18 protein-coding genes are annotated in these 22,313 nt (G+C 65.4%); 14 read left to right on the top strand and 4 right to left on the bottom strand.

The genetic code is table 11. The features are described 5' to 3' along the window. Positions 1-157: 157 nt before the first annotated feature. The 3 genes from HAP47_RS20885 (at position 158) to HAP47_RS20875 (ending at position 5,733) form a co-directional block, all read left to right on the top strand. A complete protein-coding gene (locus HAP47_RS20885) occupies positions 158-1,540 on the top strand; it encodes a TolC family outer membrane protein (RefSeq protein ID WP_173643633.1) in 1,383 nt (460 codons plus the stop codon). 335 nt (positions 1,541-1,875) lie between these two features. Next, positions 1,876-2,613 (top strand): PopZ family protein, encoded by a 738-nt coding sequence (locus tag HAP47_RS20880; RefSeq protein ID WP_173643632.1) that lies wholly within the window; start codon positions 1,876-1,878, stop codon positions 2,611-2,613. A gap of 252 nt (positions 2,614-2,865) precedes the next feature. Next, positions 2,866-5,733 (top strand): valine--tRNA ligase, encoded by a 2,868-nt coding sequence (locus HAP47_RS20875; RefSeq protein WP_173643631.1) that lies wholly within the window; start codon positions 2,866-2,868, stop codon positions 5,731-5,733. A gap of 18 nt (positions 5,734-5,751) precedes the next feature. On the opposite strand, the gene HAP47_RS20870 is transcribed toward HAP47_RS20875, so the two are convergent. Next, positions 5,752-6,357 carry a DNA-3-methyladenine glycosylase gene (locus HAP47_RS20870; RefSeq protein WP_173643630.1) on the bottom strand — a complete coding sequence of 202 codons (606 nt, stop codon included), beginning with the start codon at positions 6,355-6,357 and terminating at the stop codon, positions 5,752-5,754. 132 nt (positions 6,358-6,489) lie between these two features. On the opposite strand from HAP47_RS20870, the gene lipA reads away from it, so the two are divergent. The 3 genes from lipA (at position 6,490) to HAP47_RS20855 (ending at position 8,523) form a co-directional block, all read left to right on the top strand. Then, on the top strand, positions 6,490-7,449 hold the full coding sequence (gene lipA, locus HAP47_RS20865) for a lipoyl synthase (RefSeq protein ID WP_173643629.1): 960 nt from the start codon (positions 6,490-6,492) through the stop codon (positions 7,447-7,449). A gap of 67 nt (positions 7,450-7,516) precedes the next feature. Then, positions 7,517-8,056 (top strand): DNA topology modulation protein, encoded by a 540-nt coding sequence (locus HAP47_RS20860; RefSeq protein WP_173643628.1) that lies wholly within the window; start codon positions 7,517-7,519, stop codon positions 8,054-8,056. Beyond that, entirely contained in the window at positions 8,056-8,523 is a 468-nt protein-coding gene (locus HAP47_RS20855; RefSeq protein ID WP_173643627.1) for a type II toxin-antitoxin system RatA family toxin, read from the top strand. Before HAP47_RS20860 ends, HAP47_RS20855 begins: the two co-directional genes overlap by 1 nt. Before the next feature lie 98 nt (positions 8,524-8,621). Here the strand turns inward: HAP47_RS20855 and HAP47_RS20850 are convergent, their stop codons facing one another. The 3 genes from HAP47_RS20850 to HAP47_RS20840 all read right to left on the bottom strand — a co-directional run bounded on the left by HAP47_RS20850 (position 8,622) and on the right by HAP47_RS20840 (position 10,977). Further along, complete coding sequence (locus HAP47_RS20850; protein WP_173643626.1) at positions 8,622-9,008, bottom strand: BA14K family protein; 387 nt, start codon at positions 9,006-9,008, stop codon at positions 8,622-8,624. Positions 9,009-9,179: 171 nt separating this feature from the next. After that, a complete protein-coding gene (locus tag HAP47_RS20845; RefSeq protein WP_173643625.1) occupies positions 9,180-9,779 on the bottom strand; it encodes a CinA family protein in 600 nt (199 codons plus the stop codon). A gap of 1 nt (position 9,780) precedes the next feature. Beyond that, complete coding sequence (locus HAP47_RS20840; protein ID WP_173643624.1) at positions 9,781-10,977, bottom strand: bifunctional 2-C-methyl-D-erythritol 4-phosphate cytidylyltransferase/2-C-methyl-D-erythritol 2,4-cyclodiphosphate synthase; 1,197 nt, start codon at positions 10,975-10,977, stop codon at positions 9,781-9,783. A gap of 286 nt (positions 10,978-11,263) precedes the next feature. On the opposite strand from HAP47_RS20840, the gene dusB reads away from it, so the two are divergent. The 8 genes from dusB (at position 11,264) to HAP47_RS20800 (ending at position 22,180) form a co-directional block, all read left to right on the top strand. Next, entirely contained in the window at positions 11,264-12,265 is a 1,002-nt protein-coding gene (gene dusB / locus HAP47_RS20835; protein ID WP_173643677.1) for a tRNA dihydrouridine synthase DusB, read from the top strand. Further along, a complete protein-coding gene (locus HAP47_RS20830) occupies positions 12,262-13,428 on the top strand; it encodes a two-component system sensor histidine kinase NtrB (RefSeq protein ID WP_173643623.1) in 1,167 nt (388 codons plus the stop codon). The genes dusB and HAP47_RS20830 overlap by 4 nt, the downstream gene beginning before the upstream one ends. A gap of 9 nt (positions 13,429-13,437) precedes the next feature. Next, positions 13,438-14,880, top strand: coding sequence for a nitrogen regulation protein NR(I) (gene ntrC, locus HAP47_RS20825; RefSeq protein WP_029084144.1), 1,443 nt, complete (start codon positions 13,438-13,440; stop codon positions 14,878-14,880). A 177-nt stretch (positions 14,881-15,057) separates the two neighbouring features. Continuing rightward, positions 15,058-17,526, top strand: coding sequence for a sensor histidine kinase NtrY-like (locus tag HAP47_RS20820; protein WP_173643622.1), 2,469 nt, complete (start codon positions 15,058-15,060; stop codon positions 17,524-17,526). Between the two features lie 17 nt (positions 17,527-17,543). Further along, complete coding sequence (gene ntrX / locus HAP47_RS20815) at positions 17,544-18,914, top strand: nitrogen assimilation response regulator NtrX (protein ID WP_028331957.1); 1,371 nt, start codon at positions 17,544-17,546, stop codon at positions 18,912-18,914. A 391-nt stretch (positions 18,915-19,305) separates the two neighbouring features. Next, a complete protein-coding gene (gene hfq, locus HAP47_RS20810; RefSeq protein WP_006020546.1) occupies positions 19,306-19,554 on the top strand; it encodes an RNA chaperone Hfq in 249 nt (82 codons plus the stop codon). 11 nt (positions 19,555-19,565) lie between these two features. Then, entirely contained in the window at positions 19,566-20,960 is a 1,395-nt protein-coding gene (hflX, locus tag HAP47_RS20805) for a GTPase HflX (protein ID WP_371821635.1), read from the top strand. 44 nt (positions 20,961-21,004) lie between these two features. After that, entirely contained in the window at positions 21,005-22,180 is a 1,176-nt protein-coding gene (locus HAP47_RS20800) for an FAD-dependent oxidoreductase (RefSeq protein ID WP_173643620.1), read from the top strand. Positions 22,181-22,313 lie beyond the last annotated feature (133 nt).

The following is a 22,313-nucleotide window of genomic DNA, read 5'->3' as shown; positions in this document are numbered from 1 at the left end:
TTGCCCCACGTGAAGAGTTTCCACCGCGTTCCGTTGCGGGGTAGTTCCGTTGCCCTTAGCTGCGGACTAAGGTGAGGCGGGACTCACTTCGTCTGAAGCGACCGCCGGAACTGACTTGCGTGTGGAGACGGCGACTACAATGATTGGATTACCGGGGATGCGTGGGGTGAAGCTTATCACCGCGGCTGCGACTGCCGTCCTTCTGTTGGCGGAGATGGGCCCCGTGCCCGCGCTTGCCGATACTATCGAGGCCGCGCTGGTGCGGTCCTACCAGAACAATCCCCAGCTGAACGCGCAGCGCGCGCTGGTGAGGGCGACTGACGAAAACGTTCCCCAGGCGCTCTCGGGCTATCGTCCGAAAGCCGCGCTGACCGTGAGTGGCGGATATCAATACAGCGACCAGCAGCCGACGGGCATCAAGGACTCGATTCACGGCACCCAAAATCCGGCCAGTGCGGCCCTGACGGTGAACCAGTCGCTGTACAACGCGCAGACCCCGCACAAGGTGCGCGCGGCCGAAAGCCAGGTGTCGTCGGCACGCGAAGGTCTGCGCGTGCTCGAGCAGACCGTGATCCTGAGCGCCGCCACCATCTACATGGACTATCTGCGCGACGCCGCGATCGTCGAGGTCCAGCGCAGCAACACGCGGGTGCTGGAGCAAACGCTCAAGCAGACCCAGGACCGTTTCAACGTAGGCGAGGTGACGCGGACGGACGTCGCGCAATCCGAGGCCCAGCTTGCGGCCGGCAGGACCCAGCAACTCACCGCGGAATCGAACCTGACGACGACGCGGTCGAACTTCCGCCGCATCATCGGCAACGAACCGCAGAATCTCGCGCCCGGCTCGCCGGTCGATCGTTTCTTGCCGACGACGCTTGCGGCCGCCGTCGAGCTCAGCCTGACCCAGAATCCGAACGTCACGTCCGCGATGTACGGCGTCGACGTCAACTTCCTGCAGACCAAGGTCGCCGAAGGCGCGCTGTTGCCCACGGTCGGGTTGCAGGCGTCGGTGAGCGAAGGCTACCAGCAACAATTGTCGGTGAACCGCCTCTTCAATGCGGCGGCGCAGGTTCAGGTGTCGGTGCCGATCTATCAGGGCGGCGCTGAATACTCGCTGATCCGGCAATCGAAGGAATCGCTGGCGCAGCAGCGCCTGGTTCTGGAACAGACCCGGGATCAGGCGCGCGCCAACGTCGTTACCGCTTGGGGCCAGCTGGTCGCCGGCAAGTCGCAGGTCGCCTCGGCGCAGGCGCAGGTGACCGCGTCCGAAATCGCGCTGAACGGCGTGCGCGAAGAGGCCAAGGCCGGTCAGCGCACCACGCTCGACGTACTCAACGCGCAGCAAGCGCTGGTCAATGCGCGCAACGCACTCGTCACCGCGCAACACGACCGCGTCGTTGCATCCTACAACGTGCTGAGCGCGATTGGCCGGCTGTCACCGCAGGTGATGGGCCTTTCGACCAACGTCTATGATCCCTCCGTGCACTACCAGCAGGTGCGCGACAACTGGGCCGGCGTACGCACGCCCGACGGCCGCTAAACACCTTCACGTCAACATCGCTTATCGCGCCATGTTTGTGGTTCTGAGTTAATCAGGACCACAGACTGGCGCGTTTGCTTGCAATCGATAATTGGCCTGACATACCGTTTTGTCGGGCAGCAAGACGATTCGCGGCGAGCTGGCGTTGCGTGATGGCAGGTGCGACGCCACCTGTGATCACGCCGCATTGGGCGACACGAAGCTTGCACAAAGCCTCGGGCGGGCTTGATCTGGGGACAAGTCGGGCGGGAGCAATGAAAATCTCCGCCCGCTTCATCGGAACCGGCGAATCTTCTCGGGCTTGATGTAAAATAAGTTTCGATGTGGAGTCGGAGATGACGCAACCTGCGAAGGTCCAAGAGCCCTCGATGGAGGAGATTCTGGCGTCGATCCGTCGCATCATTGCCGACGACGAGGCGAAGCCGGCCGCGGCCGAGAAACCTGCGGCCGCCGCTGCGCCGCCGCCGAAGGTTGAACCACCACCACCAGCAGCCAAGCCCGCGATGAAGAGCCCGCCGCCCGCAGCGCCCCCGGCCGCGAAGCCCGCCGCGTCAGCGCCGAAATCACCGCCGCCCGCGCCGGCACCGGCCAGCAACAGTCAGGACGACATCGACTCGCTGCTCGCCAGCCTCGACGAGGCGACGCCTGCGGCCGAGATCCGGCCGTCGCCGCAGCCCGAAGCCGACGTATTCGAGCTCACCGATGAGATGGCGCTGCCGGAGCCGGCGGCCACGCCGTCGTTCCGCAAGGTCGAGCCGCAGGACGACGTCGAGTTCACGGAAGCCCGCGCACGGACGCCGGAGCCAATGCGAGAACCGGTTCGAGAGCGAGAACCGCCGGCAATCGAAACCGCGCCGATGCAGCAGATCATCTCGGGAACCACGATGCGGGCGGTCGAATCCGCCTTCAACTCGCTGGCCAACACCGTGCTGAGCAACAATGCTCGGACGCTGGAGGATCTGGTCAAGGAGATGCTGCGGCCGATGCTGAAGTCCTGGCTGGACGACAATCTGCCGGGGCTGGTCGAGCGGATCGTCAAGGCCGAGATCGAGCGGGTCTCCCGCGGGCGGTAGCTCTGCCGCGAGCGGTAGCTCTTGCCGCAGGGGGCTTGGCAGCCCTCATTCAGCCCCCAAATGCCCCAGAATTTCGGTTCTGATAGGATCAGACCCGAAACGCCAGTTTCCCGTTTCGACTGTTTTCTTCACGCGAACCGGTATCCAATTCGCTCGAAAACGCTCTCAATGCCGTTTTGATGCGCCGGTCCGGTTGACTCGGTGTGTTCAGGCGGCTTTCTACCCCTTTCCCATGGTCCACAGCGCATTGTCATGATCGAGAAAAACTACCAGCCTGCCGATATCGAGCACCGGATGGCACAGCTCTGGGAGGAGAGCGGTGCGTTCAAGGCCGGCCGGCCCGAGCGTAAGGACGCCGCGCCTTTCACCATCGTGATCCCGCCGCCGAACGTGACCGGCTCGCTGCACATGGGCCACGCGCTCAACAACACGCTGCAGGACATCCTGTGCCGCTTCGAGCGGATGCGCGGCCGTGACGTGCTGTGGCAGCCCGGCACCGACCATGCCGGCATCGCCACCCAGATGGTGGTCGAGCGTCAGCTGATGGAACGCCAGGAGCCGGGCCGGCGCGACATGGGCCGCGCCAAGTTCCTCGAGCGGGTCTGGCAGTGGAAGGCCGAGAGCGGCGGCACCATCGTCAACCAGCTCAAGCGCCTCGGCGCCTCCTGCGACTGGTCGCGCGAGCGCTTCACCATGGACGAGGGCCTGTCGCGTGCCGTCGTCAAGGTGTTCGTCGAGCTGCACCGCCAGGGCCTGATCTACAAGGACAAGCGCCTGGTCAATTGGGACCCGAAGCTGCTCACCGCGATCTCCGATCTCGAAGTGCAGCAGGTCGAGGTCAAGGGCCATCTCTGGTACCTGCGCTATCCGATCGAAGGCCGCAGCTTCAGCCCCGAGGATCCCAAATCGTTCATCGTGGTCGCGACCACGCGTCCGGAGACGATGCTCGGCGACACCGCGGTCGCGGTGCATCCGGACGATGAGCGTTACACCGATCTGGTCGGCCAGCATGTCATCCTGCCGCTGGTCGGCCGCAAGATTCCGATCGTCGCCGACGACTATTCCGATCCGGAGAAGGGCTCGGGCGCGGTCAAGGTGACGCCGGCGCACGACTTCAACGATTTTGAGATCGGCAAGCGCCATGGCCTGCCGCAGATCAGCGTGCTCGACCAGGAAGGTTGCCTGAATCTAACCGGCAATGAGGACTATCTGCGCGGCCTGCCGGCGGGCGCCGACGAATTCGCGGCAGAGTTTCACGGCATCGAGCGCTTCGCCGCGCGCAAGAAGATCGTCGCAAGGTTGGAGGAGTTCGGTTTCCTCGAGCGGATCGAGCCCAACACCCACATGGTGCCGCATGGCGACCGCTCGAACGTCGTGATCGAGCCGTACCTCACCGACCAGTGGTATGTCGACGCCAAGACGCTGGCGCAGCCGGCAATCGCGGCGGTGCGCTCGGGCGAAACCACGTTCGTGCCGAAGAACTGGGAAAAGACCTATTTCGAGTGGATGGAGAACATCCAGCCCTGGTGCATCTCGCGCCAGCTCTGGTGGGGCCATCAGATCCCCGCGTGGTACGGGCCCGACGGCAAGGTGTTCGTCGCCGAAACGGAGGAAGAGGCGGTCGGCAACGCGCTGGGCTACTACGTCGAGCAGGAAGTCATCACGCCGGAGCAGGGCCACGACATGGCGGTCGACCCCGCCAAGCGCGAGGGCTTCATTACGCGCGACGAAGACGTGCTCGACACCTGGTTCTCCTCGGCGCTGTGGCCGTTCTCGACGCTGGGCTGGCCGGACGACACGCCGGAGGTCGCGCGCTACTACCCGACCAACACGCTGGTCACGGGCTTCGACATCATCTTCTTCTGGGTCGCCCGCATGATGATGATGGGCCTCCACTTCATGAAGGAGGCGCCGTTCTCTACCGTCTACATCCACCGTCTCGTCCGTGACGAGAAGGGCGCCAAGATGTCGAAGTCGAAGGGCAACGTCATAGACCCGCTCGGCGTGATCGACGATTTCGGCGCCGACGCGCTGCGCTTCGCGCTGACCCGCGAGGCGGCGCAGGGCCACGACATCCGCCTGTCGCCGCATCTGGTCGAGACCAACCGCAACTTCGCGACCAAGTTCTGGAACGCGTGCCGCTTCGCCGAGATGAACGAGTGCGTGAAGCCGGACGGTTTCGATCCGAAGGGCGCCAAGGAGACGTTGAACCGCTGGATCGCGCACGAGACCTCGCGCGTCACCCGTGAGGTGACCGAGACGATCGAGGATCATCGCTTCAACGATGCGGCCGGCGCGATCTACCGCTTCGTCTGGAACGTGTTCTGCGACTGGTATCTCGAGCTCGCCAAGCCGGTGCTGATGGGCGAGGAGGGCGCGGCCAAGGCCGAGACCCGCGCCATGATCGCCTGGACGCGCGACGAGATCCTCAAGCTGCTGCATCCGTTCATGCCCTTCATCACCGAAGAGCTGTGGGCCGTCACCGCAAAGCGCGACGGCCTCCTGGTGCTGGCCTCCTGGCCGCGCAAGTCGGGCGTGACCGGCGAGCAGCTGGCGGCGATCGCGACCGCCGGTCCGGTGGTCGATCCGATCATTCCGCCGGTCATTGCCGCGCTCGACGCGGACGAGTTCAGCGATCCCGCAGCCGAGGCCGAGATCGGCTGGGTGGTCGATCTCGTCACCACGATGCGTTCGGTGAAGGCGGAAATGAACATCCCGCCGTCGACGCTGACGCCGCTGGTGATCGTGACCACCTCCGGCGAGACGCGCGACCGCGCGCAGCGCTGGAGCGACACCATCAAGCGCCTCGCGCGATTGTCGGAGATTTCCTTCGCGAACGCCGCGCCTGAAGGCGCCATGCAGCTGCTCGTGCGCGGCGAAGTCGTCGCGCTGCCGCTGAAGGGCGTGATCGACCTTGCGGCCGAACGGGCACGGCTGGAGAAGGAGCTCGGCAAGGCCGACGCCGATATCAAGCGGGTCGACGCAAAACTCTCCAACGAGAAGTTCGTCGCCAACGCGCCGGAAGACCTCGTCGAGGAAGAGAAGGAAAAGCGCGCGGCAGCAACGGAGCGCCGGGCCAAGATCCTCGAGGCGATCGAGCTGCTGAAGCGGGCGTCATAGCGGCCAACGCTGTGACGCTCAGAACCGCTTGCTGAGGAATTTCGATCCCTTCAGCCCGTAGCGCCAGGGCAGGTCGACGGCTTTCGTGATGCCGATCCGCAATCCGGTGACGATGTCGGGCGTCTCGGTCCGCGCGTGGAGCGCGATCGGCGGACGGTCGAGCGGCAGTTCGCTGTGCGCGATGGTGATGCCGAGCGCCTCGCAGAGCTTGCCGGGCCCCGAGCACAAGGCGCGCTCATCCTCCAGCCCGCGCCGCTGGCGCATAGCGGCCAAGCCATGGGTCGGCTCGATCGCGCGGATCAGCACGGCGCTGGCCGAGCCCGGCGCTTCGCAGACGAAGTTGACGCACCAATGGATGCCGTAGGAGCGGTAGACATAGGAGAAGCCCGGCGGGCCGAACATGATCTGGTTGCGCGGGGTCGGTCCGTTGAACGAGTGGGCTGCCGGCTCGGTGTGATGGTAGGCCTCGACCTCGGTGATGATGCCGCCGACGCCGCCGACCAGGAAGGTCGCGCCGATCAGGTCGGGCGCGACCTCGTGGACGCTGCGATCGAAGAAGGCGCGTTTCAGAGCCTTGCCGAGGCGCGGCGCGGTCGCATGGGGCGATCGGGGTTTTTGAGCCATTTTGAGGTGGGAATCGGCGTGGAACGGACCGCAAGACTGCCAATATATGGGCTGATCTGCTAGGGTCGCAGGGCGGGTTGCGAGCCGCGTCAACACCGATTAGCTATGGCCTCTCGCGACTTGCAGGCACAAATGGTCACCATCGTCGACACCATCTCCACCACTCAGCTCCGCCCGCGCCACCCCGAAAAGGTGAACCGGCCGGATGCCGTGTCGCCGCCGAAGCCGGACTGGATCCGGGTTCGCGCGCCGAACACGCGCGGCTATGCCGATACGCGGCGGATCGTGAAGGAGAACGGCCTCGTCACGGTGTGCGAGGAGGCGGGCTGCCCCAACATCGGCGAATGCTGGGACAAGAAGCACGCCACCTTCATGATCATGGGTGACACCTGCACCCGCGCCTGTGCGTTCTGCAACGTCAAGACCGGCATGCCCGGCGCGCTCGATGCCCATGAGCCCGAATACGTCGCTGAGGCGGTCTCGAAGCTGGGTCTGACCCATGTCGTGATCACATCGGTGGATCGCGACGATCTCGCCGACGGCGGCGCCGAGCATTTTGCGCAGACGATCCGCGCCATCCGCGCACGCTGCCCGACCACCACGATCGAGATCCTGACGCCGGATTTCCTGCGCAAGGACGGCGCGCTCGAGCGCGTGGTCGCGGCCAAGCCCGACGTCTTCAATCACAATCTGGAAACCGTGCCGTCGCGCTATCTGACGGTCCGTCCCGGCGCCCGCTATTTCCATTCGATCCGGCTGCTCCAGCGGGTCAAGGAGATCGACCCGACCATCTTCACCAAGTCCGGCATCATGGTCGGCCTCGGCGAGGAGCGGCACGAGGTGCTGCAGGTGATGGACGACCTGCGCTCGGCCGAGGTCGATTTCCTGACCATCGGCCAGTACCTGCAGCCGACGCGCAAGCATCACGCCGTGATGCGCTACGTGACGCCGGACGAATTCGCGGGCTACGAGCGTGTCGCCTACACCAAGGGTTTTCTGATGGTGTCGGCGAGTCCGCTGACGCGCTCGTCGCATCATGCCGGCGAGGATTTTGCGAAGCTGCAGGCGGCGCGCACGGCTCGCGGCCGCTAGATTTTGTAAACGGCGGTGAGCCGGCGCCATTACGCGCCGTTGCTTGATCGAGCCTTGGACTGGACCAATGCAACGCGTTCTGGTGATGGGATCGTCGGGGTCCGGCAAGTCGACCTTTGCGCGACGGCTATCCGACATGACGGGCATCCCGACCGTGTCGATCGACGCGCTGTTCTGGAAGCCGGGCTGGGTCGAGTCCGACAAGGATGAATTCGAGCGCCGCATGGTCGAGGTTACGCAAGCGCCGCGCTGGATCATGGATGGGAACTACATGAAGAGCGGTGCAGGTGAACTGCGCCGGCGGCTCTCCGATACGATCATCTGGTTCGACCTGCCGCGGCTGACCTGCATGCTCGGAATCCTGGGGCGGATCGCCGGCGGCTATGGCCGGGTTCGCCCCGAGATGGCGGAAGGTTGCCCGGAGAAGATCGATCTCGAATTCTTCCGCTATGTCTGGACCTATCGCCAGCAGCAGCGGCCGAAGCTGATCAAATATTTTTCGAGCTTGCGCGCCGATCAATCGCTGGTGTGCTTCACCGATCGGGCCCAGGCGGACGATTATCTGAAGCGCCTCGCACTGAAGCAAAACCGTGCGAGTATCCACTGATGCCACGATTCTCAAGCAAGCGGCGGGTCCGCCACACCGCACCTCAAATGTTCGATCTGGTCGCCGACGTCGAGCGCTATCCGGAATTCGTGCCGCTGTGCCAGGCGCTCAAGATCCGCCAGCGGACGCCCAAGGACGACGGCACCGAGGTCGTGGTCGCCGACATGACCGTCTCGTTCAAGCTGGTGCGCGAAACCTTCACCAGCAAGGTGACGCTCGACCGCCCCAACCTGAACATCCTGGTCGAATATCTGCGCGGCCCGTTCAGCAATCTGGAGAACCGCTGGAACTTCGAACCGAAGTCGGACACCGAATGCGACGTCGGCTTCTTCCTGAACTACGAATTCAAGAGCCGGATGCTGGCGATGCTGATGGGCTCGATGTTCGACGCCGCATTCTCGCGCTTTGCCGCCGCGTTCGAGAAGCGTGCCGACCAAGTCTACGGCAAGCCCCAGCTCTCGACCTAGCGACGCCGTCTGGTCCGCTGAAGAGGCGCTGCTCCTCCGGAACGCAAATGCCCGGCACGAGGCCGGGCATGACGGGAGATGTAGGCGCGTTCGCCGATTTACGGGCAGGAACGCCGCACACCGCCGGACGCGACGTAGGTGCCCGAAGCCGGGTCGTAGGAGTGGAAGCGCTGGGAGCAATAGGCGTCGTTGTTGGCCTTGGCCTGGCTCGCCGCGATGGCGCCGCCGATGATCGCGCCGGCTGCAAGCCCGCCGATGATCGCCGCGCCGTTTCCATCACCGCCATGGCGATGACCGTAGTAGCCGCCGCGGTAGCCGTAACGCGGGCCGCCATGCCAGTGGCGGTACTGCACGTGCTCGACGGAGGTCGGCCGGTCCTGCAACCGCGCGGGCGCGAGCGGTGCGGCGAACGAGGGGACAATCGTCGACAGCGTCATGGCACCGGAGGTGATTGCGGCCACGACCAAAGTTCCCAACTTCATCATTTTCTCCTTGTTGTGGGATTTTGCTGTTTGGACAAACAATTCAAACGGCAGAGTTGGAACAACGGAAAACGGCGAAGCGACATCGCAGTTCCACCTGAGATAGGCGGCACTGGGTCGCAGTTGACTCAGGGATGTGTGAGGTTGCCTTCGCGCGATTCGACTTGCGCAGGCCTATCCGCGTGGCGGCCGCCGGCGTTTCGCGGCGTGGCTTCGCGGCGACCGGGCCACGCGCGGCCGTAATCGGCTGCTAGCCTCGCGGCGCGGCTTTGCGGCCTGCGGCGGCCGTGCAAGCTCTATCAGCATGCGCAGCGCCTCGACCACCGAGCGCTGCCGCACCGTGCTGCGGCCGATCGCGCCGAACCGCTGCTCCCGGTGAAGGATGCGGCCGTCGCGCGCGGCGACGGCGAAGTGCACCAGGCCGACCGGCTTGCCCGGCGTCGCGCCGCCGGGGCCCGCGATCCCGGTGATCGAGACCGCAAGGTCGACGCCGGCCTTTTCCAGCGCGCCGATCGCCATCGCAGTCGCGGTTTCCTTGCTGACCGCGCCGAACGTCTCGAGCGTTGCCGCCTTGACGCCGAGCATCGCCCGCTTGGCGTCGTTCGAATAGGTGACGAAGCCGCGGTCGATCACGTCGGAAGATCCGGGAATATCGGTGAGCGCGCCGGCGACCAGGCCGCCGGTGCAGGACTCGGCGGTCGCGATGGTCAGCTTGCGCATCCGGCACAGGTCGAGCAGCGCGCGAGAGAGGGCACGAGCGTCGCTGCCGCCCATGTCAGGCACTCCAGCCTTTATCGTCCCAGGGCAGGCGGACCGTGGCGCTCGCGGTCGCCGCGATGCCTTCTTCGCGGCCGGTGAAGCCGAGTCGCTCGCTGGTGGTGGCCTTGACCGCCACGCGCGAGATGTGGACGCCGGTGATCTCCGCGATCTTCGCCCGCATGGTGTCGCGCAGCGGCCCGATCTTCGGCCGCTCGCAGATCAGCGTCACCTCGAGATTGGCGATCCGGCCACCGCGCGCGGTGACGCGCTCCACGGCATATTTCAGGAACTGGTCGGAGGAGGCGCCTTTCCACTTGGCGTCGCTCGGCGGGAAGTGCGAGCCGATGTCGCCGTCGGCCAGCGCGCCGAGGATCGCGTCGACCAGCGCATGCAGCCCGACATCGCCGTCGGAATGGGCGAGGAATCCTTTGCTGTGCGGCACGCGCACGCCACAGATCATGACATGGTCGCCGTCGCCAAAGGCGTGCACGTCGTAGCCGGTGCCGGTCCTGATGTCGCCGAGCTGGCTCGCGAGCCGCGCTTCCTCGCGCACGAAGTCTTCGGGTGTCGTGAGTTTCATGTTGGCAGCATCGCCTTCAAACGTCGCAACGGTCAATCCCGCCCATTCAGCAAGCGCGGCATCGTCCGTGAAATCGCTGCGGCCCTCGCGCGCGGCACGACGATGCGCCTCCAATATTACGTCGAAACGAAATGCCTGTGGTGTCTGCGCTATCCGCAAGCGGGCGCGCTCCGGCGTCGCCTCGACATCGCCGGTATCGCCGGTGAGCTTGATCGTGTCGGTGACGGGAATCACGGGAATTGCAGCACCGGTCCGGCCGGCCGCGGCGATCGCGCGCGAGATCACGGCCGCGGTGACGAAGGGGCGCGCAGCGTCGTGGATCAAGACGATGTCGGGCTTCTCGCTGGCGAGCGCCTCGAGCCCAGCGTGGACCGAGGCCTGCCGGGTCGCGCCGCCCGGCGTCGGCGGTTGATGGCTGAGGCCAGCCACCGCTTCATCGAACAGCGCGGCATCATCAGGATTGACCACCGGCTGCACCGCAAACACGTCGGGGTGCCCGGAGAACGCCTCCATGGCGCGGTAGATCACCGTCTGTCCGCCGATCGTCCGGTACTGCTTCGGTCCGCCTGCGCCGGCGCGCAGTCCACGGCCGGCTGCGACAAGGATGGCTGCGGTACGCTCAGGCTTCGGCATGTTGAACCAGTGACAGATGAATCGGGGATGAGGGGGACGGTGGGGGACCGCCGCGCACAGCCCTTAGCATGACCGCTGCGCAAAAACAGAGCGTTTGCCCATGACTGTGGGAAAAGCGGATTTTGTTGCAGTGCACTTGCACTGATGGTAGGAATGTCTAAACCGTAGGCATGAGTCTTGACTGCACAAGAATTGTGCGCAGAATAGAAGGCGTCAGTTGCAATGGCGTGGCTGACAGAACGACGAGACGGCTGTGACCGGCGTGCAAAGTACTCCTCGTAACCCATTGAAGATAGGCGATATTGCTGTCGCCAACCGGGTTCTCCTCGCGCCCATGTCCGGCATCACCGACGCGCCCTTCCGGCGACTCGCTGCCACTTTGGGCGCCGGACTGGTGGTCTCCGAGATGACGGCCAGCGACGATCTGGTGAACGGCAAGCCGATGTCGAAGCTGCGTTGTGAGGCAGCCGGCATCGGACCGCATGTGGTCCAGCTCGCGGGCTGCGAGACCCACTGGATGGCGGAGGGCGCACGGATCGCCGAGGGCGCTGGCGCCGACATCATCGATATCAACATGGGCTGCCCGGCGCGCCATGTGACCGGCGGGCAGTCCGGCTCGGCCCTGATGCGCGACCTGGATCACGCGGTGACGCTGATCGAGGCGACGCTGTCGGCGGTCAAGGTGCCGGTGACGCTGAAGATGCGGCTCGGCTGGGACGATCGCTCGCTCAATGCGCCCGAACTGGCACGCCGCGCCGAGGCATCAGGCGTGCAGATGATCACCGTGCACGGCCGCACCCGTTGCCAGTTCTACAAGGGCGAGGCGAACTGGAGCGCGGTGCGCGCGGTCAAGGACGCCGTCACGATCCCGGTCGTGGTCAATGGCGATATCACCTCGTTCGACAGGGCGCTCGGCGCGCTGGAAATGTCGGGCGCCGACGCCGTCATGATCGGGCGCGGCGCGCAGGGGCAGCCCTGGCTGCCCGGCCAGATCGGTCGCCGGCTCGAGACGGGGGTTGCCGAGGCTGCGCCGTCGCTCGCCGAGCAGCTCAAGCATGTTCGCGCACTCTATGACGAGGTCTGCAGCCACTATGGCCTGCGCATCGGGCTCAGGCATGCGCGCAAGCATCTCGGCTGGGCGCTGGAGACTGCTGCGGCCTATAGCTGCGCGCCGGCGGCAACGCTGAAGACCTGGCGGCAGGCGATCCTGACCTCGGAGCAGCCGTCCAGCGTGCATCGCGCGCTCGAGGACGCCTACGACGACTTTGCCTGGAGTGCTGCCGCATGACGTCAGCCATGGAATTTCGCCGGCCCGTGCCCACCGATGGCGAGGCCATCCTCAACGCGCTACCCAATCCGGTGCTGCTGGTCGCACCCGACGGACGGATCGTCGATGCCAACATGGCCGCCGAATCCTTCTTCGAGATCTCGACGCAGTTCTTGCGCCGGCAGTCGCTGAAGGAGCTCGTGCCGTTCGGCAGTCCGCTACTCGCGCTGATCGAGCAGGTGCGGGCGAGCGGCTCGCCGGTCAACGAATACAAGGTCGATCTCGGCACGCCGCGGATCGGCGGCGATCGTCAGGTCGACCTGCACGTCGCGCCGCTGACCGAGCGGCCCGGGCATATCGTGGTGATGCTGCAGGAGCGCACCATCGCCGACAAGATGGACCGCCAGCTCACCCATCGCAGCGCGGCGCGCTCGGTGATTGCGCTGGCCGCGATGCTCGCCCATGAGATCAAGAACCCGCTGTCCGGCATCCGCGGCGCCGCGCAGCTATTGGAGCAGCAGGCATCCTCCGAGGACCGGCTGCTGACGCGGCTGATCTGCGACGAGGCCGACCGCATCGTGACGCTGGTCGACCGCATGGAAGTGTTCGGCGACGACCGTCCGGTGGCGCGCGGCCCGGTCAACATCCATTCTGTGCTCGATCATGTGAAGCGCCTCGCGCAATCCGGCTTCGCCCGCAACGTCCGCTTCATCGAGGACTATGATCCGTCGCTGCCGCCGGTGCTGGCCAACCAGGACCAGCTGATCCAGGTGTTCCTCAACCTCGTGAAGAACGCCGCCGAAGCGGTTGCCGATCTCGGCACCGATGCGGAGATCCACCTCACCACGGCGTTCCGGCCCGGCGTGCGGCTGTCGGTGCCCGGCAAGAAATCGCGGGTCTCGCTGCCGCTGGAATTCTGCGTCAAGGACAACGGCTCAGGCGTGCCGGAAGACCTGTTGCCGAACCTGTTCGATCCCTTCGTCACCACCAAGCAGACCGGCAGCGGGCTCGGCCTCGCGCTGGTCGCCAAGATCGTCGGCGATCACGGCGGCATCATCGAATGCGAGTCGCAGCCGCGCAAGACCACCTTCCGCGTGCTGATGCCGATGTACAGCGCCGCCAAGCCACACGATCACAGCAACCGCGATGACGTTCCGGGTACGTCCTCGCCTGCCTCACGATGAGGAACAACAATGCCTGCAGGTAGCATACTTGTCGCTGACGACGACACCGCCATCCGGACCGTGCTGAACCAGGCGCTGTCGCGCGCCGGCTATGAGGTGCGCCTGACCGGCAACGCCGCCACGCTGTGGCGCTGGGTCAGCCAGGGCGAGGGCGACCTCGTCATCACCGACGTGGTGATGCCCGACGAGAACGCGTTCGACCTGCTGCCGCGGATCAAGAAGATGCGGCCGAACCTGCCTGTCATCGTTATGAGCGCGCAGAACACCTTCATGACCGCTATCCGCGCCTCCGAGCGCGGCGCCTACGAATATCTGCCGAAGCCGTTCGACCTGAAGGAGCTGATCACCATCGTCGGCCGCGCGCTCGCCGAGCCGAAGGAGCGCGTCTCCAGTCCCGCCGACGACGGCGAGTTCGACTCGATCCCGCTGGTCGGCCGCTCCCCGGCGATGCAGGAGATCTACCGCGTGCTGGCGCGGCTGATGCAGACCGACCTCACCGTGATGATCTCGGGCGAGTCAGGCACCGGCAAGGAGCTGGTCGCCCGCGCGCTGCACGACTACGGCCGGCGTCGCAACGGCCCGTTCGTCGCGGTCAACATGGCGGCGATCCCGCGCGACCTGATCGAATCCGAATTGTTCGGCCATGAGCGCGGCGCGTTCACCGGCGCCAACACCCGCGCCTCAGGCCGCTTCGAGCAGGCCGAGGGCGGCACGCTGTTCCTCGACGAGATCGGCGACATGCCGATGGAGGCGCAGACCCGTCTGCTCCGCGTGCTGCAGCAGGGCGAATACACCACCGTCGGCGGCCGCACGCCGATCAAAACCGACGTGCGCATCGTCGCGGCCTCCAACAAGGATCTGCGTATCCTGATCCAGCAGGGCCTGTTCCGCGAAGATCTGTTCTTCCGCCTCAACGTGGTGCCGCTGCGGCTGCCGCCGCTGCGCGAGCGGATCGAGGATCTGCCCGACCTGATCCGGCACTTCTTCTCGCTCGCCGAAAAGGACGGTCTGCCGCCGAAGAAGCTCGACACCCAGGCGCTGGAGCGGCTGAAGCAGCACCGCTGGCCGGGCAACGTCCGCGAGCTGGAAAACCTCGCTCGGCGGCTCGCCGCGCTCTATCCGCAGGACGTCATCACCGCCTCTGTCATCGACGGCGAGCTGGCGCCGCCGGCCGTCACCTCGGGCAGCACCGCGACCGTCGGCGTCGACAATCTCGGCGGTGCCGTGGAGGCCTATCTGTCCTCGCACTTCTCCGGTTTCCCGAACGGCGTGCCGCCGCCGGGCCTCTACCACCGCATCCTCAAGGAGATCGAGATCCCGCTTCTGACCGCCGCGCTGGCCGCGACCCGCGGCAACCAGATCCGGGCCGCCGACCTGCTCGGATTGAACCGCAACACGTTGCGCAAGAAGATCCGCGACCTCGATATCCAGGTCTACCGGAGCGGGGGCTAGGGCTGACGGGGCGGGGCGCGAGCCTCGCCGCCGTTTTTGAGTAGTCACAAATGGTTTTAAGGACACGGCGCCGCGATGAGGTTTGCGCCGCGGAAATGTCGTAATTCGGCAACATTGTGATATGATTGCATCAGTTCGCAATTCCCGCGGGCGATCGCACTCAGCTCAATTGCCGGTATGACCAGCGCAGAGACCACCGCTTCGACGTTACACGCGCCCCCGGCCGAGCCCACTGCAGAGGCGCGGGGCTTCCCGCTGCGGCGTTGGCTGGCGCCGTTCGCCGTGGCGATCGCGCTGCTGTCCGCCTTCCTGACCTTCGTGGTGCTGACCGGCCTGACCCCGATCGAGCCGACCTCAGACGTCGTCCGCTCCTTCCTGATGATCAATGCCGCCACGATCCTGCTGCTGGTCGGCATCATCGTCCGGGAAGTCTGGCAGATGGTGCAGGCGAGGCGACGGGGCCGGGCGGCGGCGCGGCTGCATGTCCAGATCGTCGGCCTGTTCTCGGTGATCGCGGTGTTGCCCGCCGTGCTGGTGTCGATCGTCGCCAACGTCACCATCGAGCGTGGCCTCGACCGGCTGTTCTCGGGTCCCACCAAGCAGGTGATCCAGAACTCGCTGACGATCGCCAGCGCCTACATGCAGGAGCACGCGCAGCTCATCAACGGCGACACGCTGGCGATGGCCAACGATCTCGCCCATGCACGTCCGCTCTACGATCAGGATCGCATGACGTTCCTGCAACTCCTGACCGCCGGCGCCGAGGCGCGTAACCTGCCGGTCGCGGTGCTGATGGACAAGGACGGCAAGATCGTCGCCAGCGCGGAGACCGGCGTTCGCTTCAACTATGAAGCGCCACCACCCGACATCCTCAAGGACATCAACGAGACCGAGCCGAAGATCTCGGTCTTTCCCGAAAACTACGTCGCCTCCGTGGTCCGGCTGCGGGCCTATGACGATATGTTCCTGTATGTGGCGCGTCTGCTCGATCCGGCCGTCGTCGCCCAGCTCAAGCAGACCCAGACCAGTGCCGCCGAGTATGCCCAGCTCGAGACCCGTCGGCTCGGCATCCAGGTCGCGTTCGCGCTGATGTTCGCGGTGATCGCGCTGACCATCCTGATGGCTTCGGTGCTGATCGGCCTGAATTTCGCCAACGGGCTGGTGTCGCCGATCCGCCAGCTGATGGGTGCCGCGAGCGAGGTCTCGACCGGCAACCTCAATGTCCAGGTGCCGGTCCACAAATCGGCAAGCGACCTCGCGATGCTCGGCGAAATCTTCAACAAGATGACCCAGGAGCTGCGCACCCAGCGCAACGAGCTGGTCGACGCCAGTGAGACCATCGACAGCCGCCGCCGCTTCATCGAGGCGGTGCTGTCGTCGGCCAGCGCAGGGATCATCGGGGTCGACGCCTCCGGCACCATCGGCGTGCTCAATCGCTCGGCGGAGAAGCTGATCGGGCACGCCGAGTCGGAGACGCTCGGCCATCCGCTCTCGGACGTGCTGCCGGAGCTCGACGAGATGATGAAGAGCGCACGCGAGGGCACCCAGCGCCTAGTGCAGGGACAGGTCACGATCCTGCGCGACGGCAATGAGCGCAATCTGTCGGTTCGCGTCTCGGCCGAGCAGACCAGCCAGTCCCGCGACAGCTACATCATCACGCTCGACGACATCACCGAACTGGTCTCCGCGCAGCGCACCTCGGCCTGGGGCGACGTCGCCCGCCGCATCGCCCACGAGATCAAGAACCCGCTGACCCCGATCCAGCTCTCGGCCGAGCGCATTCGCCGCAAGTTCGGCAAGACCATCACCGAAGAGAAGGACAAGTCGATCTTCGAGCAGTGCACCGATACGATCGTGCGCCAGGTCGACGACATCAGGCGCATGGTCGACGAGTTCTCGCGCTTCGCGCGGATGCCGAAGCCCGTGATGGAAGGCGAGGACGTCGCCGACGTGGTGCGTCAGGCGGTGTTCCTGATGAAGGTCGCGCATCCCGATCTCGACATCGAGGCCGACATCAAGCAGTCGCCGCTGCCGGCACAGTTCGACCGCAGGCTGATCTCGCAGGCGCTGACCAACATCATCAAGAACGCGACCGAAGCGATCGAGCAGGTCCCGCGCGAGGAGCTCGGCAAGGGCCGCATCGACGTCGTGGCGCAGCGCGAAGGCGACGACATCCTGATCGATGTCGTCGACAACGGCATCGGCCTGCCAAAGGTCGCCCGTGCGCGCCTGCTCGAGCCCTATGTCACGACGCGTGCGAAGGGCACCGGCCTTGGACTTGCGATCGTCGGTCGCGTTCTGGAGGACCATGGCGGCCGCATCGAGCTCAAGGATGCGTCCGATTTCCGCGAGGGCCAGCGCGGTGCCTGGATGCGGCTGCGCTTCTCCGTCACGGGCCAGGCGGCCAAACCGGAGAGCAAGCCGGAGAGCAAGGAACAAAAGCCGGACGTGAAATCATCCGACCCCGACAGTGAAAAAAATCCGCCGCAAGAGCCGACCAGCGGCCCGGCACAGGCGACCAACAATGAACCAAAAATCCAACAACCAATCCAAGAACCCGATCAGCAAGAACCAAGTAACCAAGAGCCAAATGCGCAAGAGCCAAGAAGCCAACAGCCAAGAATCAAAGCCGCGACGGGCGACTGACAACGCAGGTGTAACCCATGGCAAGTGACATTCTGATTGTCGACGACGAAGCTGACATTCGTGACCTCGTTGCGGGTATCCTGGACGATGAGGGGTTCTCCACGCGCACCGCGCGCGACAGCGATTCGGCGCTTGCCGAGATCGCCAACCGCCGCCCGAACCTGGTCTTCCTCGACATCTGGCTGCAGGGCTCCAAGCTCGACGGCCTGCAACTGCTCGAGCAGATCAAGAAGGACAATGCCGATCTGCCGGTCGTGATGATCTCCGGCCACGGCAACATCGAAACCGCCGTCGCGGCGATCAAGCGCGGCGCCTATGACTTCATCGAGAAGCCGTTCAAGTCTGACCGGCTGATCCTGGTCGCGACGCGCGCGCTGGAGACCTCGCGGCTCAAGCGCGAGGTGAAGGAGCTCAAGCAACTGGCGCCGGCCGCGAGCGTCCTGACCGGCCGCTCGGCCTGCATGAACCAGCTGCGCCAGACCATCGACCGCGCCGCCAAGGCCAACAGCCGCATCCTGATCGTCGGTCCCTCCGGCGCCGGCAAGGAGCTCGCCGCGCGCACGCTGCATCACGCGTCCGGGCGCGCCGAGGGGCCGTTCGTGGTGATCAATGCGGCCGCGATCACGCCGGAGCGCATGGAGATCGAGCTGTTCGGCATCGAGGGATCGAACGGCGAGCAGCAGCGCAAAGCGGGCGCGCTCGAGGAAGCGCATGGCGGCACGCTGTTCATCGACGAGATCGCGGACATGCCGCGGGAGACCCAGAACAAGATCCTGCGCGTGCTGGTCGATCAGACCTTCCAGCGCCAGGGCGGCACCGGCAAGGTCCATGTCGACGTCCGCATCATCTCCTCGACCGCGCGCAACCTCGAGGAGGAAATCGCGGCAGGGCGTTTCCGCGAGGATCTCTATCATCGCCTCTCCGTGGTGCCGATCCGGGTGCCGCCACTGTCGGAGCGCCGCGAGGACATCCCCGAGCTGATCGACTATTTCATGGACCAGATCTCGGCGGCCACCGGCCTGCCGAAGCGGCAGATCGGACAGGATGCGATGGCCGTGCTGCAGTCGCATGTCTGGCCGGGCAACGTTCGCCAGCTCCGCAACAATGTCGAGCGCGTGATGATCCTGGCCGGCGGTGGACCGGAGGCGATCATCACTGCCGACATGCTGCCGCAGGACGTCGGCTCCATGGTGCCGGCGATGCCGACCTCCAACAATGGCGAGCACATCATGGGCCTGCCGCTGCGCGAGGCGCGCGAGGTGTTCGAGCGCGATTATCTGATCGCCCAGATCAGCCGCTTCTCCGGCAACATCTCGCGCACCGCGGAGTTCGTCGGCATGGAGCGCTCGGCACTGCATCGCAAGCTGAAGGCGCTCGGGGTCGGCTAACGCTCGGGGTCGGCTGACCCCGATACGCCTCGGCCGGCAGTCGCCGGCGGCTGGGCGCGAAGCCCCGGCGGGTCACTCGCCGGGCAAGCAAGGCCAGCCTCGGCTCCGGGTGGGTGGGCGAGGGAGGCGAGGGCGGGGCCGGCACAACCGGGGGATTTATCCACTCTCCACGAGAATATTCGTCTCTTTCCCTGCACTTTCTTAGAATTGCCACCGTGTTCCTACCGACTGCACCGCGAACCGGCTTGCCTAAAAACCGCGCGTGGCCTCTAATCCTACCGCCACGCCTGCCAGAGGGGGATCTCAGGGCAGGTGGGCAGCCGGAGGAGGCTCCGTCAGAGAGCCGCAACCGGTTCAATAAAAAGAAGCACAAGCTTGCGGGACAAAAACAATGGCGGCAGACCGCGCACAAAATCTACAAGACACCTTCCTTAATCACGTTCGTAAAACAAAAACGCCACTGACGATATTTCTGGTCAACGGGGTAAAGCTGCAGGGCATTGTCACATGGTTCGACAATTTCTGCTTGCTGCTGCGGCGCGACGGTCACTCGCAGCTTGTCTACAAGCACGCGATCTCGACCATCATGCCCGGCGCTCCGATTCAGCTGTTCGAAGGTGGTGAGGACGCACCGGCTTGAGAGTGAACTGATTGGAACCCTTCAATCCTGAGGGGGGCGTCGACCGGACCAAGTCTAGGCCCGGGTCGGCGGGGGACTTGAGCACCGGGCGGGTGATCGTCATCGGCCCGTATCTGCGCATGCGCCGTGGCGACGGCGATGCGCAAACGGATGCCTCTGTCCGCGACTACGAAGCGCGGATCGAGGAAGCCGCCGGCCTCGCCGGTGCGATCGACCTCACCGTGGTGGAATCCGTCGTCGCGCCGATCAGCCAGATCCGGCCCGCGACCTATCTCGGCAAGGGCAAGGTCGAGGAGATCAACGGCCTCGTCGCCAGCGACAAGGTCGAGCTCGTGGTGATGGATTGCGCGTTGTCGCCGATCCAGCAGCGCAATCTCGAGAAGGCTTGGAGCACCAAGGTGCTCGACCGCACCGGCCTGATCCTGGAAATCTTCGGCCGCCGCGCCAAGACCAAGGAAGGCGCGCTGCAGGTCGAGCTTGCCCATCTTAATTACCAGCGCAGCCGCCTGGTGCGGTCGTGGACCCATCTCGAACGCCAGCGCGGCGGCTTCGGCTTCATGGGCGGTCCGGGCGAGACCCAGATCGAGGCCGACCGCCGCCTGATTGGCGACCGCATCACGCGGCTTGAGAACGAGCTGAAGAAGGTGCAGGCGACGCGGCGGTTGCATCGCGCCGGACGCCAGCGCGTGCCGTACCGCGTCGTCGCGCTGGTCGGCTACACCAATGCCGGCAAGTCGACCCTGTTCAATCGCCTGACGCGCGCCGACGTGCAGGCCGCCGACATGCTGTTTGCGACGCTCGACCCGACCCTGCGTGCGCTCAACCTGCCGCATGGCGGCAAGGCGATGCTGTCGGACACGGTCGGCTTCATTTCCAGTCTGCCGACCCAGCTGGTGGCCGCGTTCCGTGCCACGCTGGAGGAAGTGCTGGAGGCCGACATCATCCTGCATGTCCGCGACATCTCCCATGAGGATGCGGAGGCGCAGGAGCGCGACGTCGAGGCGGTGCTGCACCAGCTCGGCATCGATCCCGACGCCGATGGCGGCCAGCGCATCATCGAGGTCTGGAACAAGATCGATCGCTTCGATCCGGAGGAACGGGACAATCTGCGCAACATCGCCGCGCGCCGGCCGCCGGAGCGGCCGTGCTTCCTGGTCTCGGCCGTCACGGGCGAGGGGATCAAGGAGCTCTTGACCGCGATCGAAGATCGCCTCGCGGCCAAGCGCATCACGCTCAATCTTTCGATCGACGCCTCCGACGGCGCCGGCATCAGCTGGCTGCATCGCAATGCCGAGGTCCTGAACAAGGAGCTCAATGGCGAGCGCTTCGACATGACGGTGCGGGTCGATGAGACCAAGCGCGACATCGTCATGTCACGATTCGATGCTTTGCCGCACGGGACGTAGCGTCCCGGAAATCCGCAGCGGCAAGGGGGATCGAAGTGGGATCGATGTTCAACCGTCGAACATTTCTCGGCGGCGGCCTGGCGAGCGCTGCGGTCGCAGGATTTTCAACGCGTGGGACCGCCGACAATGCCGCTTTCGTCGACGCACCTGCGCTCCGGCCGGTTCTTGCGCGTCCAGACCGCATGTTTCGTGTCACGGTATGCCTGCGTCCGTTCCGCGCCGCCGGTCCGCGCATTGAAGCGGAATGGATCGATACCAAATATGTCGTCCACAATTACGGACACGGCGGTAGCGGCTGGTCGCTGTCCTGGGGCGCCGCGCAGGAGGCCGTGCCGCTCGCCCTGCAATTGAGCGCGCGCAACATTGCCGTCCTCGGCGCCGGCGCGATCGGGCTGACGACGGCGATCACCGCCCAGCGGATGGGCGCGACCGTCACGATCTACGCCAAGGAGCGCTTCCCGCAGGTACGCTCGGCGCGTGCGACCGGAGACTGGTCGCCGGATTCGCGTATCGCGATGGAAGCAGACGTCACGCCGGACTTTGCCGACCGCTGGGAGCGGATGGCGCGCACGACCTTTGCCACCCACCAAAGCTATCTCGGCCTAGCCGGCAATCCGATCGAATGGACCGATCGCTACTTGCTCTCCGACGATGCGCCCGACGCTGACGGCCGTCCGCACAGGCGCCAGCATGCCTCGGGCGACGGCTCGAAGAAATTCCTCGAATTGCGCGGCCGGATCAGGTCGCTGACGCCGCGATGGGACTTGCTGGCCGCCGGAGCAAATCCGTTTCCGGCGCCATACGCGTGGAAGAGCGCTTCGCTCACCTACAATGTCACGGATCTCTACCGTCAGCTCGAAGCAGAGTTTCAGCGCGCCGGAGGGCTCTTCGTGCCGATCGAGTTGCACACGCCGTCCGATCTTTCGAAGATCCGCGAAACCGTCATTGTCAACTGCACCGGCTACGGCGCCCGTGCGCTGTTTCGTGACGAGAGCATCGTTCCGGTGCGCGGCCAGATCGCCTGGCTCATTCCCCAGCCGGATGTCAATTACGGCGTCTTCTACCGCAACCTCAGCGTCCTCGGCCGACGCGACGGCATCGTCGTCCAGCCGGTCGGTGAAAACGACTATTTCGGCTTCAACGACGACAACGAAGCGCCGGATCTCGCCGCCGCGCGCGAGGCCGTGCAAGACGCCGCGAAACTGTTCAGCCGGGCCTGATCGGCCCTCCGGCACGGCACCTCGCAATCTCCCGAAATGTGACGGCGCCGTGACGCGGCCTCGCTCGACCGCGCCTGCGACGTGCCGCCGCACTTTCTGTTTGAAATCTGCGCCGCCTTGGTTCATTGCGCTG

This window comes from Bradyrhizobium sp. 41S5 (assembly GCF_011516665.3).
Classification (GTDB): Bacteria; Pseudomonadota; Alphaproteobacteria; order Rhizobiales; family Xanthobacteraceae; genus Bradyrhizobium; species Bradyrhizobium quebecense.
Note: the sequence above shows the minus strand (reverse complement) of the source record. Positions and strands in the feature narration are given on the sequence as shown.

What these genes read in the sequence shown, in the direction of transcription:
- HAP47_RS20880 (WP_173643632.1), top strand. Translation starts at nt 1,876, where the DNA reads ATGACGCAACCTGCGAAGGTCCAAGAGCCCTCGATGGAGGAGATTCTG.
- HAP47_RS20850 (WP_173643626.1), bottom strand. Translation starts at nt 9,008, where the DNA reads ATGATGAAGTTGGGAACTTTGGTCGTGGCCGCAATCACCTCCGGTGCC.
- HAP47_RS20860 (WP_173643628.1), top strand. Translation starts at nt 7,517, where the DNA reads ATGCAACGCGTTCTGGTGATGGGATCGTCGGGGTCCGGCAAGTCGACC.
- ntrX (WP_028331957.1), top strand. Translation starts at nt 17,544, where the DNA reads ATGGCAAGTGACATTCTGATTGTCGACGACGAAGCTGACATTCGTGAC.
- HAP47_RS20870 (WP_173643630.1), bottom strand. Translation starts at nt 6,357, where the DNA reads ATGGCTCAAAAACCCCGATCGCCCCATGCGACCGCGCCGCGCCTCGGC.
- HAP47_RS20885 (WP_173643633.1), top strand. Translation starts at nt 158, where the DNA reads ATGCGTGGGGTGAAGCTTATCACCGCGGCTGCGACTGCCGTCCTTCTG.
- HAP47_RS20840 (WP_173643624.1), bottom strand. Translation starts at nt 10,977, where the DNA reads ATGCCGAAGCCTGAGCGTACCGCAGCCATCCTTGTCGCAGCCGGCCGT.
- HAP47_RS20820 (WP_173643622.1), top strand. Translation starts at nt 15,058, where the DNA reads ATGACCAGCGCAGAGACCACCGCTTCGACGTTACACGCGCCCCCGGCC.
- hfq (WP_006020546.1), top strand. Translation starts at nt 19,306, where the DNA reads ATGGCGGCAGACCGCGCACAAAATCTACAAGACACCTTCCTTAATCAC.
- HAP47_RS20875 (WP_173643631.1), top strand. Translation starts at nt 2,866, where the DNA reads ATGATCGAGAAAAACTACCAGCCTGCCGATATCGAGCACCGGATGGCA.
- ntrC (WP_029084144.1), top strand. Translation starts at nt 13,438, where the DNA reads ATGCCTGCAGGTAGCATACTTGTCGCTGACGACGACACCGCCATCCGG.
- HAP47_RS20830 (WP_173643623.1), top strand. Translation starts at nt 12,262, where the DNA reads ATGACGTCAGCCATGGAATTTCGCCGGCCCGTGCCCACCGATGGCGAG.
- lipA (WP_173643629.1), top strand. Translation starts at nt 6,490, where the DNA reads ATGGTCACCATCGTCGACACCATCTCCACCACTCAGCTCCGCCCGCGC.
- HAP47_RS20800 (WP_173643620.1), top strand. Translation starts at nt 21,005, where the DNA reads ATGTTCAACCGTCGAACATTTCTCGGCGGCGGCCTGGCGAGCGCTGCG.
- HAP47_RS20855 (WP_173643627.1), top strand. Translation starts at nt 8,056, where the DNA reads ATGCCACGATTCTCAAGCAAGCGGCGGGTCCGCCACACCGCACCTCAA.
- HAP47_RS20845 (WP_173643625.1), bottom strand. Translation starts at nt 9,779, where the DNA reads ATGGGCGGCAGCGACGCTCGTGCCCTCTCTCGCGCGCTGCTCGACCTG.